The sequence below is a fragment of the Enterobacter sp. PI-10 genome (assembly GCF_027947695.1).
Lineage (GTDB): Bacteria > Pseudomonadota > Gammaproteobacteria > Enterobacterales > Enterobacteriaceae > Enterobacter > Enterobacter vonholyi.
The window spans coordinates 108,382-123,504 of sequence record NZ_JAJNOG010000004.1 but is presented as its reverse complement, the minus strand read 5'-3'; the positions used below and the strand labels follow the sequence as shown (position 1 = coordinate 123,504).

12 protein-coding genes are annotated in these 15,123 nt (G+C 56.5%); all 12 read left to right on the top strand.

All coding sequences use genetic code 11. From position 1 onward, the window contains the following. Positions 1-13: 13 nt before the first annotated feature. The 12 genes from LRM19_RS11115 (at position 14) to ftsZ (ending at position 15,066) form a co-directional block, all read left to right on the top strand. Positions 14-1,780 (top strand): peptidoglycan glycosyltransferase FtsI, encoded by a 1,767-nt coding sequence (locus tag LRM19_RS11115; RefSeq protein WP_271368836.1) that lies wholly within the window; start codon positions 14-16, stop codon positions 1,778-1,780. Continuing rightward, positions 1,767-3,254 carry a UDP-N-acetylmuramoyl-L-alanyl-D-glutamate--2,6-diaminopimelate ligase gene (gene murE, locus LRM19_RS11110; RefSeq protein WP_048979011.1) on the top strand — a complete coding sequence of 496 codons (1,488 nt, stop codon included), beginning with the start codon at positions 1,767-1,769 and terminating at the stop codon, positions 3,252-3,254. The genes LRM19_RS11115 and murE overlap by 14 nt, the downstream gene beginning before the upstream one ends. Then, positions 3,251-4,609, top strand: coding sequence for a UDP-N-acetylmuramoyl-tripeptide--D-alanyl-D-alanine ligase (murF, locus tag LRM19_RS11105; protein WP_271368835.1), 1,359 nt, complete (start codon positions 3,251-3,253; stop codon positions 4,607-4,609). The genes murE and murF overlap by 4 nt, the downstream gene beginning before the upstream one ends. Further along, entirely contained in the window at positions 4,603-5,685 is a 1,083-nt protein-coding gene (mraY, locus tag LRM19_RS11100) for a phospho-N-acetylmuramoyl-pentapeptide-transferase (RefSeq protein WP_008501985.1), read from the top strand. Before murF ends, mraY begins: the two co-directional genes overlap by 7 nt. Before the next feature lie 2 nt (positions 5,686-5,687). Continuing rightward, a complete protein-coding gene (murD, locus tag LRM19_RS11095; protein WP_271368834.1) occupies positions 5,688-7,004 on the top strand; it encodes a UDP-N-acetylmuramoyl-L-alanine--D-glutamate ligase in 1,317 nt (438 codons plus the stop codon). Then, positions 7,004-8,248, top strand: coding sequence for a cell division protein FtsW (gene ftsW / locus LRM19_RS11090; RefSeq protein WP_115876438.1), 1,245 nt, complete (start codon positions 7,004-7,006; stop codon positions 8,246-8,248). Before murD ends, ftsW begins: the two co-directional genes overlap by 1 nt. After that, positions 8,245-9,309, top strand: a complete 1,065-nt coding sequence (murG, locus tag LRM19_RS11085) for an undecaprenyldiphospho-muramoylpentapeptide beta-N-acetylglucosaminyltransferase (RefSeq protein ID WP_039260813.1) — start codon at positions 8,245-8,247, stop codon at positions 9,307-9,309. The genes ftsW and murG overlap by 4 nt, the downstream gene beginning before the upstream one ends. Before the next feature lie 56 nt (positions 9,310-9,365). Further along, a complete protein-coding gene (gene murC, locus LRM19_RS11080) occupies positions 9,366-10,841 on the top strand; it encodes a UDP-N-acetylmuramate--L-alanine ligase (RefSeq protein ID WP_115876437.1) in 1,476 nt (491 codons plus the stop codon). Further along, the gene (locus LRM19_RS11075) at positions 10,834-11,754 is read left to right on the top strand and encodes a D-alanine--D-alanine ligase (RefSeq protein WP_115876436.1); all 921 of its coding nucleotides are present in this window, start codon (positions 10,834-10,836) and stop codon (positions 11,752-11,754) included. The genes murC and LRM19_RS11075 overlap by 8 nt, the downstream gene beginning before the upstream one ends. Before the next feature lies 1 nt (position 11,755). Beyond that, the gene (gene ftsQ / locus LRM19_RS11070; protein ID WP_133293781.1) at positions 11,756-12,598 is read left to right on the top strand and encodes a cell division protein FtsQ; all 843 of its coding nucleotides are present in this window, start codon (positions 11,756-11,758) and stop codon (positions 12,596-12,598) included. Further along, a complete protein-coding gene (gene ftsA, locus LRM19_RS11065) occupies positions 12,595-13,851 on the top strand; it encodes a cell division protein FtsA (RefSeq protein WP_023334508.1) in 1,257 nt (418 codons plus the stop codon). Before ftsQ ends, ftsA begins: the two co-directional genes overlap by 4 nt. 63 nt (positions 13,852-13,914) lie before the next feature. Further along, complete coding sequence (gene ftsZ / locus LRM19_RS11060; RefSeq protein ID WP_008501978.1) at positions 13,915-15,066, top strand: cell division protein FtsZ; 1,152 nt, start codon at positions 13,915-13,917, stop codon at positions 15,064-15,066. Positions 15,067-15,123: the final 57 nt, after the last annotated feature.

Sequence of the window (15,123 nt, the reverse complement as noted above, 5' to 3'; positions counted from 1 at the left end):
GAAAACGCGACGCATGAAAGCAGCGGCAAAAACGCTAAAACCAAAACGTCAGGAAGAACAGGCCAACTTTATCAGTTGGCGTTTTGCGTTGCTATGCGGCTGCATTTTACTCGCTCTGGGTTTTCTGCTTGGACGCGTGGCCTGGCTACAAATCATCGCTCCTGACATGCTTGTACGCCAGGGTGACATGCGTTCCCTGCGCGTTCAGGAAGTGTCGACATCCCGTGGGATGATTACCGATCGCTCTGGGCGTCCGCTAGCGGTGAGCGTGCCGGTGAAGGCGATTTGGGCCGATCCTAAAGAACTGCATGATGCTGGCGGTATCACACTTGATAACCGCTGGAAGGCCCTTGCGGATGCGCTGAAGATGCCGTTGGACCAGTTAGCTTCACGCGTGAATACGAACCCGAGAGGGCGCTTTATCTATCTGGCACGTCAGGTGAACCCTGACATGGCGGACTACATCAAAAAATTGAAGCTGCCGGGGATCCATCTGCGTGAAGAATCCCGTCGTTACTATCCATCCGGCGAAGTGACTGCTCACCTCATTGGCTTTACTAACGTTGATAGCCAGGGGATTGAAGGCGTTGAAAAAAGCTTTGATAAATGGCTTACCGGCCAGCCCGGCGAGCGCATTGTGCGTAAAGACCGCTATGGTCGCGTGATCGAGGATATTTCCTCAACGGACAGCCAGGCCGCACACAACCTTGCGCTGAGTATCGATGAGCGATTACAGGCGCTGGTTTACCGCGAGCTGAACAATGCCGTGGCCTTCAACAAAGCGGAATCGGGCAGTGCTGTGTTAGTTGATGTCAGCACGGGTGAAGTGCTGGCGATGGCCAATAGCCCGTCCTACAACCCTAATAATCTTACCGGCACGCAGAAGGATGTTATGCGTAACCGTACCATCACCGACGTGTTCGAACCGGGTTCGACGGTTAAGCCGATGGTGGTCATGACTGCACTTCAGCGCGGTATCGTCAACGAAAATACCGTACTGAATACCATTCCATACCGAATTAACGGTCACGAAATCAAAGACGTGGCGCGCTACAGCGAATTGACCCTGACCGGGGTATTACAGAAGTCGAGTAACGTCGGCGTTTCAAAGCTGGCGTTAGCGATGCCGTCCTCAGCGTTAGTAGAGACTTACTCACGTTTTGGACTTGGAAAGGCGACCAATTTGGGGTTGGTCGGAGAACGCAGTGGCTTATATCCTCAAAAACAACGGTGGTCTGACATAGAGAGGGCCACCTTCTCTTTCGGCTACGGGCTAATGGTAACTCCGTTACAGCTAGCGCGAGTCTATGCAACGATTGGCAGCTATGGCGTCTATCGTCCGCTGTCGATTACTAAAGTTGATCCACCGGTTCCGGGCGAGCGTATCTTCTCGGAATCTGTCGTTCGTACCGTGGTGCACATGATGGAAAGCGTGGCGCTGCCTGGCGGCGGCGGCGTGAAGGCGGCGATCAAAGGTTATCGCATTGCCATCAAGACCGGTACTGCGAAAAAGGTGGGGCCAGACGGCCGCTACATCAACAAATATATTGCCTATACCGCAGGCGTTGCGCCTGCAAGCAATCCGCGTTTTGCGCTGGTGGTCGTAATAAACGATCCACAGGCGGGTAAATACTACGGCGGCGCCGTCTCCGCGCCTGTATTCGGGGCTATCATGGGCGGCGTGTTACGCACCATGAACATTGAACCGGATGCGCTGGCGACGGGCGAAAAAAGTGAATTTGTAATTAATCAAGGCGAGGGTACAGGTGGCAGATCGTAATTTGCGCGACCTTCTCGCTCCGTGGGTGCCAAATGCACCGGAGCGAGCACTGCGAGAGATGGTACTGGACAGCCGCGTGGCTGCTTCTGGCGATCTTTTTGTGGCGGTGGTCGGTCATCAGGCGGACGGGCGTCGTTATATCCCGCAGGCGATTGCGCAAGGTGTGGCTGCCATTATTGCTGAGGCCAAAGATGAGGCAACCGACGGTGAGATCCGTGAAATGCACGGGGTGCCGGTTATCTATCTCAGCCAGTTAAACGAGCGTCTCTCCGCGCTGGCGGGACGTTTTTATCACGAACCTTCCGACCAGCTGCGTCTGGTCGGCGTGACGGGCACGAACGGTAAAACCACCACCACGCAGCTGATGGCGCAGTGGGCCCAGCTGTTGGGTGAAACCGGTGCAGTGATGGGTACCGTAGGTAACGGCCTGCTGGGCAAAGTGAGCCCGACGGAAAACACCACCGGCTCGGCGGTAGACGTACAGCATGTGCTTGCAGGTCTGGCTGGGCAGGGGGCAACCTTTGCTGCGATGGAGGTCTCTTCGCACGGTCTGGTACAGCATCGGGTTGCGGCGCTGAAATTTGCCGCTTCAGTGTTTACTAACCTGAGTCGCGATCATCTTGATTATCATGGTGATATGGAGCATTACGAAGCCGCGAAATGGCTGCTGTTCTCCACTCACCATTACGGACAAGCCATCATCAACGCCGACGACGAAGTGGGCCGCCGCTGGCTGGCGAAGCTGCCGGATGCGGTTGCGGTGTCGATGGAAGACCATATCAATCCGAACTGCCACGGCCGCTGGCTGAAGGCGGTTGAGGTGAATTACCACGACAGCGGGGCGACAATCCGCTTTGCCTCTTCCTGGGGTGAAGGCGAAATTGAAAGCCGCCTGATGGGCGCGTTCAACGTCAGCAATCTGCTGCTGGCGCTGGCGACGCTGCTGGCACTGGGTTATCCGATGGCTGAACTGCTGAAAACCTCAGCGCGTCTGCAGCCGGTTTGCGGCCGTATGGAAGTGTTCAGCGCGCCGGGCAAACCGACCGTTGTGGTTGATTATGCCCACACGCCGGATGCGCTGGAAAAAGCGCTCGAAGCGGCGCGCCTGCACTGCGCCGGGAAGCTCTGGTGCGTGTTTGGCTGCGGTGGCGATCGTGATAAAGGCAAACGCCCGCTGATGGGGGCTATTGCCGAGCAGTTCGCAGATATTCCGGTAGTAACCGATGACAACCCGCGTACGGAAGAGCCGCGCGCCATCATCAATGACATTCTGGCGGGCATGCTGGACGCGGGCCGTGCTCGCGTGGTGGAAGGCCGTGCGGAAGCCGTGACCAATACCATTATGCAGGCGCAGGAGAATGATGTTGTCCTGTTAGCGGGCAAAGGGCATGAAGATTATCAGATCGTTGGCAATCGCCGTCTGGACTACTCGGACCGCGTAACGGCAGCTCGTCTGCTGGGAGTCGTGGCATGATTAGCATCACGTTACGTCAGGCCGCTGCAATCCTGAAGGGCGACCTGCACGGGCAAGACCTGACCATTGATGCCGTGACGACGGACACCCGCAAAATCACCGCGGGGTGTCTGTTTGTGGCGCTGAAAGGCGAACGTTTTGACGCGCATGATTTTGCTGAACAGGCCAAAGAGAACGGCGCCGGTGCGCTGCTGGTCAGCCGCAAGCTCGATATCGATCTGCCGCAAATTGTGGTGAAAGATACGCGCCTCGCGTTCGGTGAGCTGGCCGCCTGGGTGCGTCAGCAGGTGCCTGCTCGCGTCGTCGCGCTGACCGGGTCATCCGGTAAAACGTCAGTGAAAGAGATGACGGCGGCGATCCTCGGCCAGTGCGGTAATACGCTTTATACCGCGGGCAACCTCAATAATGATATCGGCGTGCCGATGACATTGCTTCGCCTGACCAAAGAACATGACTATGCGGTGATCGAGTTAGGAGCAAACCACCAGGGCGAAATCGCCTGGACCGTGAGCCTGACTCGCCCGGAAGCTGCGCTGGTGAATAACCTCGCGGCTGCGCACCTGGAAGGTTTTGGCTCGCTGGAAGGCGTGGCGAAAGCGAAAGGTGAGATTTATACCGGCCTGCCGGATAACGGTATCGCTATTCTGAACGCCGATAACAACGACTGGCTGAACTGGCAGAGCATTATTGGCTCGCGTAAAACCTGGCGCTTCTCGCCAAATGCGGCCAACAGTGATTTTACGGCGACCAATATCCATGTGACGTCCCACGGCACCGAGTTCACCCTCACGACCCCAACGGGGGGCGTGGAGGTTCTGCTGCCGCTGCCGGGTCGCCATAACATCGCCAATGCCCTTGCGGCGGCGGCGCTGTCAACGGCGGTGGGCGCTACACATGAGGCGATCAAAGCCGGGCTGGCGAACCTGAAAGCCGTGCCGGGTCGTCTGTTCCCGATTCAGCTTTCGGAAAACAAACTGCTGCTGGATGACTCCTACAACGCGAACGTTGGTTCAATGACGGCGGCGGTGCAGGTGTTATCTGAAATGCCGGGCTACCGCATCATGGTGGTTGGCGACATGGCAGAGCTGGGCGTCGAAAGCGAAGCCTGTCATACCCAGGTTGGCGAAGCGGCGAAAGCTGCGGGGCTGGACTGTGTACTGAGCGCAGGAAAACTGAGCCAGGCGATTAGCCAGGCCAGCGGCGTTGGCGAGCATTTTGCCGATAAAACGGCATTGATCGAGCGCCTTAAGGCATTGATTACAGAAAAACAAATTGTGACTGTATTAGTTAAAGGTTCACGTAGTGCCGCCATGGAACAGGTTGTGCACGCATTACAGGAGAACGGGACATGTTAGTTTGGCTGGCCGAACATTTGGTCAAATATTATTCAGGCTTTAACGTCTTTTCGTATCTGACGTTTCGCGCCATCGTCAGCCTGCTGACTGCGCTGTTCATCTCGTTGTGGATGGGCCCGCGCATGATTGCCCGTCTGCAAAAACTCTCTTTCGGCCAGGTTGTGCGTAACGACGGTCCGGAATCGCACTTCAGCAAACGCGGTACCCCGACCATGGGCGGGATCATGATCCTGACCGCCATCGTCGTTTCCGTGCTGCTGTGGGCGTATCCCTCCAACCCGTACGTCTGGTGCGTTCTGACGGTACTGGTGGGTTATGGGATCATCGGTTTTGTTGATGATTACCGCAAAGTCGTTCGTAAAGATACTAAGGGCCTGATCGCGCGCTGGAAATATTTCTGGATGTCGGTGATCGCGCTTGGCGTAGCCTTCGCGCTGTATCTGGCAGGCAAAGACACACCTGCCACCGAGCTGGTTGTGCCGTTCTTCAAAGACGTTATGCCGCAGTTGGGGCTGTTCTACATTCTGCTGGCCTACTTTGTGATTGTCGGCACCGGCAACGCCGTTAACCTGACCGACGGTCTGGATGGCCTGGCCATTATGCCAACCGTCTTTGTGGCCGCCGGTTTTGCGCTTGTGGCGTGGGCGACCGGTAACATGAATTTCGCGAACTATCTGCACATCCCTTATCTGCGCCATGCGGGTGAGCTGGTGATCGTTTGTACCGCGATTGTCGGCGCGGGGCTGGGCTTCCTGTGGTTCAACACCTATCCGGCTCAGGTCTTTATGGGTGACGTCGGTTCTCTGGCTTTGGGCGGTGCGCTCGGCATTATCGCCGTACTGCTGCGTCAGGAGTTCCTGCTGGTGATCATGGGCGGCGTGTTTGTGGTTGAAACCCTGTCGGTGATTTTGCAGGTCGGTTCCTTCAAGCTGCGCGGTCAGCGCATCTTCCGCATGGCGCCGATTCACCACCACTATGAACTGAAAGGCTGGCCGGAGCCGCGCGTTATTGTGCGCTTCTGGATTATTTCGCTGATGCTGGTGCTGATTGGCCTGGCAACGCTGAAGGTACGTTAATCATGGCAGATTACCAGGGCAAAAAAGTCGTTATCATCGGGTTGGGCCTTACGGGGCTCTCCTGCGTGGACTTTTTCCTCGCACGCGGCGTGACGCCACGCGTGATGGATACGCGTGTCTCTCCGCCGGGTCTGGACAAACTGCCGGAACAGGTTGAACGCCACCTTGGTGGTCTGAATGATGACTGGCTGCTGGCAGCCGATCTGATTGTCGCAAGCCCAGGTATGGCGCTGGCGCATCCTTCGCTGAGCGCTGCCGCGGATGCGGGTGTGGAAATTGTCGGCGATATCGAGCTGTTCTGCCGTGAAGTGCAGGCGCCCGTTATCGCGATTACCGGTTCTAACGGTAAAAGCACCGTCACCACTCTGGTGGGTGAAATGGCGAAAGCGGCAGGCATGAACGTCGGCGTTGGCGGTAACATTGGTTTACCTGCTCTGATGCTGCTGGACAAAGGCTGTGAGCTGTTCGTGCTGGAACTCTCCAGCTTCCAGCTGGAAACGACTTCCAGCCTGCATGCTGCGGCTGCGACGATCCTCAACGTGACTGAAGATCATATGGACAGGTATCCATTTGGCCTGCAGCAGTACCGTGCCGCTAAGCTCCGCGTTTATGAAAATGCCAAAGTCTGCGTTGTTAATGCCGATGACGCGCTGACCATGCCGGTGCGTGGCGCAGACGATCGCTGTATCAGCTTCGGTATCACGATGGGGGATTATCATCTGAACCGCCAACTGGGTGAAACCTGGCTGCGCGTGAAGGGTGAGAAAGTGCTGAACGTGAAAGAGATGAAGCTCACAGGTCAGCACAACTACACCAATGCCCTGGCGGCGCTGGCGCTGGCGGATGCGGTAGGGCTGCCGCGCTCCTCCAGTCTGCAGGCGTTAACCACGTTTTCAGGTCTGGCGCACCGTTTCCAGCTGGCGCTGGAGCACAACGGCGTGCGCTGGATCAACGACTCCAAAGCCACCAACGTGGGCAGCACGGAGGCCGCGCTGAACGGCCTGCACGTTGACGGCACCCTGCATCTGCTGCTGGGCGGCGACGGTAAGTCTGCTGATTTCTCGTCCCTGAAGCCGTATCTCTTCGGCGATAACATCCGCCTGTACTGCTTCGGCCGTGACGGCAGCGAGCTGGCTGAACTGCGTCCTGAGGTTGCCGAGCAAACCGAAACTATGGAACAGGCGATGCGGCTGATTGCCCCTCGCGTGAAGCCAGGCGATATGGTGCTGCTCTCTCCGGCCTGTGCCAGCCTCGATCAATTCAAGAATTTCGAACAGCGTGGTGATGTCTTTACCCGCCTGGCGAAGGAGTTAGGCTGATGCGTTTATCTCTCCCTCGCCTGAAAATGCCGCGCCTGCCAGGATTTGGGATCCTGGCATGGCTGTTTGCGGCGCTCAAAGGCTGGGTGATGGGCTCTCGTCAAAAAGATAACGACAGCCTGATCATGTACGACCGCACGCTATTCTGGCTCACGATGGGGCTGGCGGCGGTAGGCTTTATTATGGTGACGTCGGCATCAATGCCCGTCGGGCAGCGTCTGGCGAACGATCCTTTCCTGTTTGCCAAACGTGATGGTCTTTACATCATCCTGGCGTTCTGTCTGGCGCTGGTGACCTTGCGTCTGCCGATGGAGTTCTGGCAGCGGCACAGCACGGCGATGCTGATCGCGTCGATTATTATGCTGCTGATCGTACTGGTGGTGGGCAGCTCCGTTAACGGGGCATCCCGCTGGATCGCCTTCGGTCCGCTGCGTATTCAGCCTGCGGAATTTACCAAGCTCTCCCTGTTCTGCTACCTGGCTAACTACCTGGTGCGTAAGGTAGATGAGGTGCGTAACAACCTGCGCGGCTTCTTAAAACCGATGGGCGTGATTCTGGTGCTGGCGGTATTACTGCTGGCGCAGCCTGACCTCGGTACCGTTGTCGTGCTGTTCGTTACCACCCTGGCCATGCTGTTCCTGGCGGGCGCGAAGCTGTGGCAGTTCATCGCTATTATCGGGATGGGGATTTCGGCGGTTGTGCTGCTGATCCTCGCCGAGCCTTACCGTATTCGCCGTGTGACCTCGTTCTGGAACCCCTGGGAAGATCCGTTCGGCAGCGGTTATCAGCTGACGCAGTCGCTGATGGCCTTTGGTCGCGGTGAAGTTTGGGGACAGGGGCTGGGGAACTCGGTACAGAAACTCGAGTATTTACCGGAAGCGCATACTGACTTCATCTTCTCCATTATTGCGGAAGAACTGGGTTATATCGGTGTGGTATTAGCGCTATTAATGGTATTCTTCGTCGCTTTCCGCGCCATGTCCATCGGCCGGAAAGCGCTGGAGATCGATCACCGCTTCTCAGGCTTCCTGGCCTGCTCAATTGGTATCTGGTTTAGCTTCCAGGCATTGGTTAACGTCGGGGCCGCAGCGGGTATGCTGCCGACCAAAGGTCTGACGTTGCCGTTGATCAGTTATGGTGGTTCCAGTCTGTTGATTATGTCGACGGCCATCATGCTGTTGTTGCGCATAGATTATGAAACGCGTCTGGAAAAAGCCCAGGCGTTTACACGAGGTTCACGATGAATCAACCGAAGCGGTTAATGGTGATGGCTGGCGGTACCGGCGGACACGTGTTCCCGGGGCTTGCGGTTGCGCACCATTTAATGGATCAGGGCTGGCAGGTACGCTGGCTGGGAACCGCAGACCGCATGGAGGCCGACCTGGTACCGAAGCACGGTATCGAGATCGACTTTATTCGTATTTCCGGCCTTCGGGGCAAAGGCCTCAAGGCAATGCTGCTGGCACCGGTGCGTATTTTTAACGCCTGGCGTCAGGCGCGCACCATTATGAAGCGCTTTAAGCCCGATGTGGTGCTGGGCATGGGGGGCTATGTCTCGGGTCCTGGCGGGCTGGCGGCATGGTCGTTAGGCATTCCCGTCGTGCTGCATGAGCAGAACGGTATTGCCGGTCTGACTAACAAGTGGCTGGCGAAGATCGCCACTAAAGTGATGCAGGCGTTTCCCGGCGCGTTCCCGAAAGCGGACGTGGTGGGTAATCCGGTGCGTGTCGACGTGCTGGCGCTGCCGCTGCCGGATGCTCGCCTGACGGGCCGTGAAGGGCCGGTTCGTGTACTGGTCGTCGGGGGCTCTCAGGGCGCACGCATTTTAAACCAGACGATGCCGCAGGTTGCCGCAAAGCTGGGCGATACCGTGACCATCTGGCACCAGAGCGGGAAAGGCGCTCAGCAGACCGTTGAGCAAGCTTATGCAGACGAAGGTCAGCCGCAGCATAAAGTCACTGAGTTTATCGACGACATGGCGGCAGCGTATGCCTGGGCCGATGTCGTGGTCTGTCGCTCAGGCGCGCTGACGGTGAGTGAGATCGCCGCCGCGGGTCTGCCGGCCCTGTTTGTGCCGTTCCAGCACAAAGACAGACAGCAGTACTGGAATGCGCTGCCGCTTGAGAAAGCCGGTGCCGCGAAAATTTTTGAGCAGCCACAATTTACCGCCGACGCGGTCGCCACCACCCTGGCGGGCTGGAACAGAGACGCACTGCTGGAGATGGCACAACGCGCGCGCGCGGCCGCTATCCCTGATGCGACGGAACGGGTGGCAAAAGAAGTGAGCCTGGCAGCCCAGGCTTAACCCTCGCAGCGCGTGTTGCGCTGCACGAATTTTAAGTAGTCGATGGCGTTTAGAGAATGAATACACAACAACTGGCAAAACTGCGTTCAATCGTGCCCGAGATGCGTCGCGTCCGGCACATTCACTTTGTTGGCATCGGTGGTGCTGGCATGGGCGGTATTGCCGAAGTGTTAGCTAACGAAGGCTATCAGATCAGCGGGTCTGACCTGGCGCCAAACCCTGTTACGCAGCAGCTGGCGTCGCTTGGGGCGACTATCTATTTCAACCATCGTCCGGAAAATGTGCGCGATGCGAGCGTGGTGGTGGTCTCAAGCGCCATCTCCTCTGACAACCCTGAAATCGTTGCTGCGCACGAAGCGCGCATTCCGGTGATCCGCCGTGCAGAAATGCTGGCGGAACTGATGCGTTTCCGTCACGGCATCGCCATTGCCGGGACACACGGTAAAACCACGACCACGGCGATGGTCTCCAGTATTTATGCGGAAGCGGGGCTCGATCCGACGTTCGTCAACGGCGGTCTGGTCAAAGCCGCAGGCGTACATGCGCGTCTGGGCCACAGCCGTTATCTGATTGCCGAAGCGGATGAGAGCGACGCGTCGTTCCTGCACCTGCAGCCGATGGTGGCGATTGTCACCAACATCGAAGCTGACCATATGGATACCTACCAGGGTGACTTCGAGAACTTAAAGCAGACTTTCATCAACTTCCTGCATAACCTGCCGTTCTATGGGCGTGCGGTGATGTGTGTAGACGATCCGGTGATCCGCGAGCTGCTGCCGCGCGTGGGTCGTCAAATCACCACCTACGGCTTCAGCGAAGACGCTGACGTTCGCGTGGAGGAGTACAAACAGATTGGTGCGCAGGGACACTTCACGCTGGCGCGTCAGGACAAAGAACTGCTGCACGTCACGCTGAATGCACCAGGGCGCCATAATGCCCTCAATGCCGCAGCGGCAGTGGCCGTCGCGACGGAAGAAGGCATTGATGATGATGCAATTCTGCGCGCGCTGGAAAGCTTCCAGGGCACCGGTCGCCGTTTCGACTTCCTCGGTGAATTCCCGCTGGATGCCGTGAACGGTAAAGCCGGCTCAGCGATGCTGGTGGACGACTACGGCCACCATCCGACCGAAGTGGACGCCACCATTAAAGCCGCACGCGCGGGCTGGCCTGACAAAAATCTGGTGATGATCTTCCAGCCGCACCGCTTCACGCGTACGCGCGATCTGTATGACGATTTCGCCAGCGTCCTGTCACAGGTAGACACCCTGTTAATGCTGGACGTATACGCCGCAGGCGAGACGCCGATTCCAGGGGCTGACAGCCGCTCCCTGTGCCGTACAATCCGTGGACGCGGTAAGGTTGACCCTATTCTGGTTTCTGACCCTGCGCAGGTGGCGGAAATTCTGGCACCGGTCCTGACGGGTAACGATTTGATTCTGATTCAGGGCGCGGGAAATATCGGCAAAATCGCCCGTACCTTAGCTGAAATCAAACTGAAGCCGCAAACCCAGGAGGATGAGCATCATGGCTGATAAGATTGCTGTCCTGTCTGGCGGCACCTCTGCTGAACGCGAGGTTTCCCTGAATTCCGGCGCGGCTGTGCTGGCGGGCCTGCGGGAGGGGGGCGTCAACGCGCACCTGGTCGACCCAAAAGAGGTCGACGTGACGCAATTAAAAGCCATGGGCTTCGATAAAGTCTTTATCGCTTTGCATGGTCGTGGTGGTGAAGACGGAACCCTGCAGGGGCTTCTTGATCTGATCGGCCTGCCGTACACCGGCAGCGGCGTGATGGCTTCCGCTATCTCAATGGACAAACTGCGCAGCAAGCTGCTGTGGCAGGGCGCGGGATTACCTGTTGCGCCATGGGTAGCGCTGACGCGTCGCGAATTTGAATTGGGCCTTTCGGATAGCGTTAATGCACGCATTGCTGAACTGGGCTTACCGGTTATTGTAAAGCCCAGCCGGGAAGGCTCCAGCGTGGGAATGTCCAAAGTCGACAAAGCTGAAGATCTTTCGTCCGCTTTAGCACTGGCATTTCAACATGATGAAGAAGTTCTGATTGAAAAATGGCTTAGCGGGCCGGAATTTACCGTCGCGATGCTTGGCGAAGAAATTTTACCGTCAATCCGTATCCAACCCGCCGGAGTCTTCTATGATTATGAGGCGAAGTATCTCTCTGATGAGACGCAATATTTCTGCCCAAGTGGTCTTGAAGCTGAGCGTGAAGCCGATTTACAGTCCCTGGTGCTTAAAGCCTGGCATGTTCTGGGTTGCCAGGGCTGGGGACGCATCGATGTGATGCAAGACAAAGATGGACAATTTTATCTGCTGGAAGCCAACACCTCTCCGGGTATGACGAGCCACAGCCTTGTGCCGATGGCCGCGCGTCAGGCGGGGATGAGTTTCTCGCAGTTAGTCGTACGCATTCTGGACCAGGCGGGCTGATATGTCTCAGGCTGCATTGAACACGCGCAACCGCGATGACGAGGACGAATACACCTCTTCACGCCGCAGTAATGGAACGCGTCTTGCAGGCATCATTTTCCTGCTCGGGGTGCTGTGCACCGTGTTTATCAGCGGCTGGATGGTCCTGGGCTGGATGGAAGATGCGCAGCGGTTGCCGCTCTCTAAGCTGGTGGTCACCGGTGAGCGTCACTATACGCGTAACGACGATATTCGCCAGTCAATACTGGCGCTGGGCTCGCCTGGCACTTTCATGACTCAGGACGTCAATATTATCCAGAGTCAGATTGAACGTCTGCCATGGATAAAACAGGCGAGCGTAAGAAAGCAATGGCCTGATGAATTGAAGATTCATCTGGTTGAATTTGTGCCCATTGCGCGTTGGAATGATCAGCACATGGTTGACGCAGACGGAAATTCCTTCAGCGTCCCGGCCGATCGTGTCAACAAGCAAAATTTACCGATGTTGTATGGCCCTGAAGGCAGCGAAAACGAAGTGTTACAGGGTTTTCGCGAAATGGGTCAGGTGCTGGCGAAGGACAGGTTTACGTTAAAAGATGCTGCCATGACGGCGCGCCGTTCCTGGCAGCTGACGTTAACGAACGGCATTAAGCTCAACCTGGGACGCGGGGACACCATGAAGCGTCTGGCGCGTTTTGTCGAACTTTACCCGGTTTTACAGCAGCAGGCACAGACTGACGGCAAACGGATAAGCTACGTTGATTTGCGCTATGACTCAGGCGCAGCAGTCGGTTGGGTACCGGCTCCGGTCGAGGAACCTAATCAGCAACAGAATCAGGCACAGGTACAGGCAGAACAACAATGATCAAGGCGACGGACAGAAAACTGGTAGTTGGACTGGAGATTGGCACCGCGAAGGTTGCCGCTTTAGTAGGGGAAGTTCTGCCCGACGGTATGGTCAATATCATTGGCGTAGGCAGTTGCCCTTCCCGTGGTATGGATAAAGGTGGGGTAAACGATCTTGAATCGGTGGTGAAATGCGTTCAGCGCGCCATCGATCAGGCTGAACTGATGGCAGATTGCCAGATTTCTTCTGTCTATCTGGCCCTTTCTGGTAAGCACATTAGCTGCCAGAACGAAATTGGTATGGTGCCGATTTCCGAAGAAGAAGTGACGCAGGAAGACGTTGAAAACGTAGTGCACACGGCGAAATCCGTGCGTGTCCGCGATGAGCATCGCGTATTGCACGTGATCCCGCAGGAATATGCGATTGACTACCAGGAAGGGATCAAGAACCCGGTCGGTCTTTCTGGCGTACGTATGCAGGCAAAAGTGCACCTGATCACATGTCACAACGATATGGCGAAGAACATTGTAAAAGCCGTTGAACGTTGTGGCCTGAAAGTTGACCAACTTATTTTCGCGGGTCTGGCGGCAAGTTATTCCGTGCTGACAGAAGATGAACGTGAACTGGGTGTCTGTGTGGTCGATATTGGTGGTGGTACAATGGATATCGCCGTCTATACCGGCGGTGCGTTGCGCCACACTAAAGTGATCCCTTATGCCGGCAACGTTGTGACCAGCGATATTGCTTACGCTTTTGGTACGCCGCCGAGCGATGCAGAAGCGATTAAAGTGCGCCACGGCTGTGCGCTGGGGTCTATCGTTGGCAAAGATGAGAGCGTTGAAGTGCCGAGCGTCGGTGGTCGTCCACCGCGTAGCCTGCAGCGCCAGACGTTGGCAGAGGTGATTGAGCCGCGCTATACCGAGCTGCTCAACCTGGTCAACGAAGAGATTTTACAGTTACAGGAACAGCTTCGTCAGCAGGGTGTTAAGCATCATCTTGCGGCGGGGATTGTATTAACCGGCGGTGCAGCGCAAATTGAAGGTCTTGCGGCCTGTGCTCAGCGCGTGTTCCATACGCAGGTGCGTATTGGTGCGCCGCTGAATATCACCGGTTTAACGGATTATGCGCAGGAGCCGTATTATTCAACGGCTGTGGGCCTGCTTCACTACGGGAAGGAATCTCATCTCAGTGGTGAAGCAGAAGTGGAAAAACGCGTCTCAGTGGGGTCGTGGGTCAAACGACTGAACAACTGGTTGCGAAAAGAGTTTTAATTTTTTTAAGAGACCGGAGAGAATTAGCGGTCTCGGGCGACAGGCACAACGGAGAGAGAAATTATGTTTGAACCTATGGAACTGACCAACGACGCGGTGATTAAAGTCATCGGCGTCGGTGGCGGCGGCGGTAACGCCGTAGAGCATATGGTGCGTGAACGCATTGAAGGTGTTGAATTCTTCGCAGTTAACACCGATGCGCAGGCACTGCGTAAGACGGCTGTAGGCCAGACTATCCAGATCGGCGGTGGTATCACCAAAGGGCTGGGAGCAGGGGCTAACCCGGAAGTTGGTCGCAATGCGGCTGAAGAAGATCGTGAAGCGCTGCGCGCTGCACTGGAAGGTGCGGACATGGTCTTCATCGCAGCAGGTATGGGTGGCGGTACGGGTACCGGCGCAGCACCTGTTGTAGCTGAAGTAGCTAAAGATTTAGGTATCCTGACCGTTGCTGTCGTGACCAAGCCTTTCAACTTTGAAGGCAAGAAGCGTATGGCATTCGCGGAGCAGGGTATCACCGAACTGTCCAAGCATGTGGACTCGCTGATCACCATCCCTAACGACAAGCTGTTGAAGGTTCTGGGGCGTGGTATCTCCCTGCTGGACGCCTTCGGCGCAGCAAACGACGTGCTGAAAGGCGCGGTTCAGGGTATCGCTGAACTGATTACCCGTCCTGGCCTGATGAACGTTGACTTTGCAGACGTTCGCACCGTGATGTCCGAAATGGGCTACGCGATGATGGGCTCTGGCGTGGCGAGCGGTGAAGATCGTGCAGAAGAAGCGGCTGAAATGGCCATCTCTTCTCCACTGCTGGAAGATATCGATCTGTCTGGTGCGCGCGGCGTGCTGGTCAACATTACCGCTGGCTTTGACCTGCGTCTGGATGAGTTCGAAACCGTGGGTAACACTATCCGTGCGTTCGCCTCTGACAACGCTACCGTGGTAATCGGTACTTCTCTTGACCCTGAAATGAACGACGAGCTGCGTGTTACCGTTGTTGCGACCGGTATCGGCATGGACAAACGTCCTGAGATCACCTTAGTGACTAACAAGCAGACTCAGCAACCGGTAATGGATCGTTACCAGCAGCACGGTATGTCTCCTCTGACTCAGGAGCAGAAACCGGCCGCGAAAGTGGTGAACGACCCAACGCCGCAAACGGCGAAAGAGCCAGATTATCTGGATATCCCGGCGTTCCTGCGTAAGCAAGCTGACTAAGAATTGGCTGGAATTTGGGGATTTGCGCTCTTTGTGCTAAACTGGCCCACCGTTAGT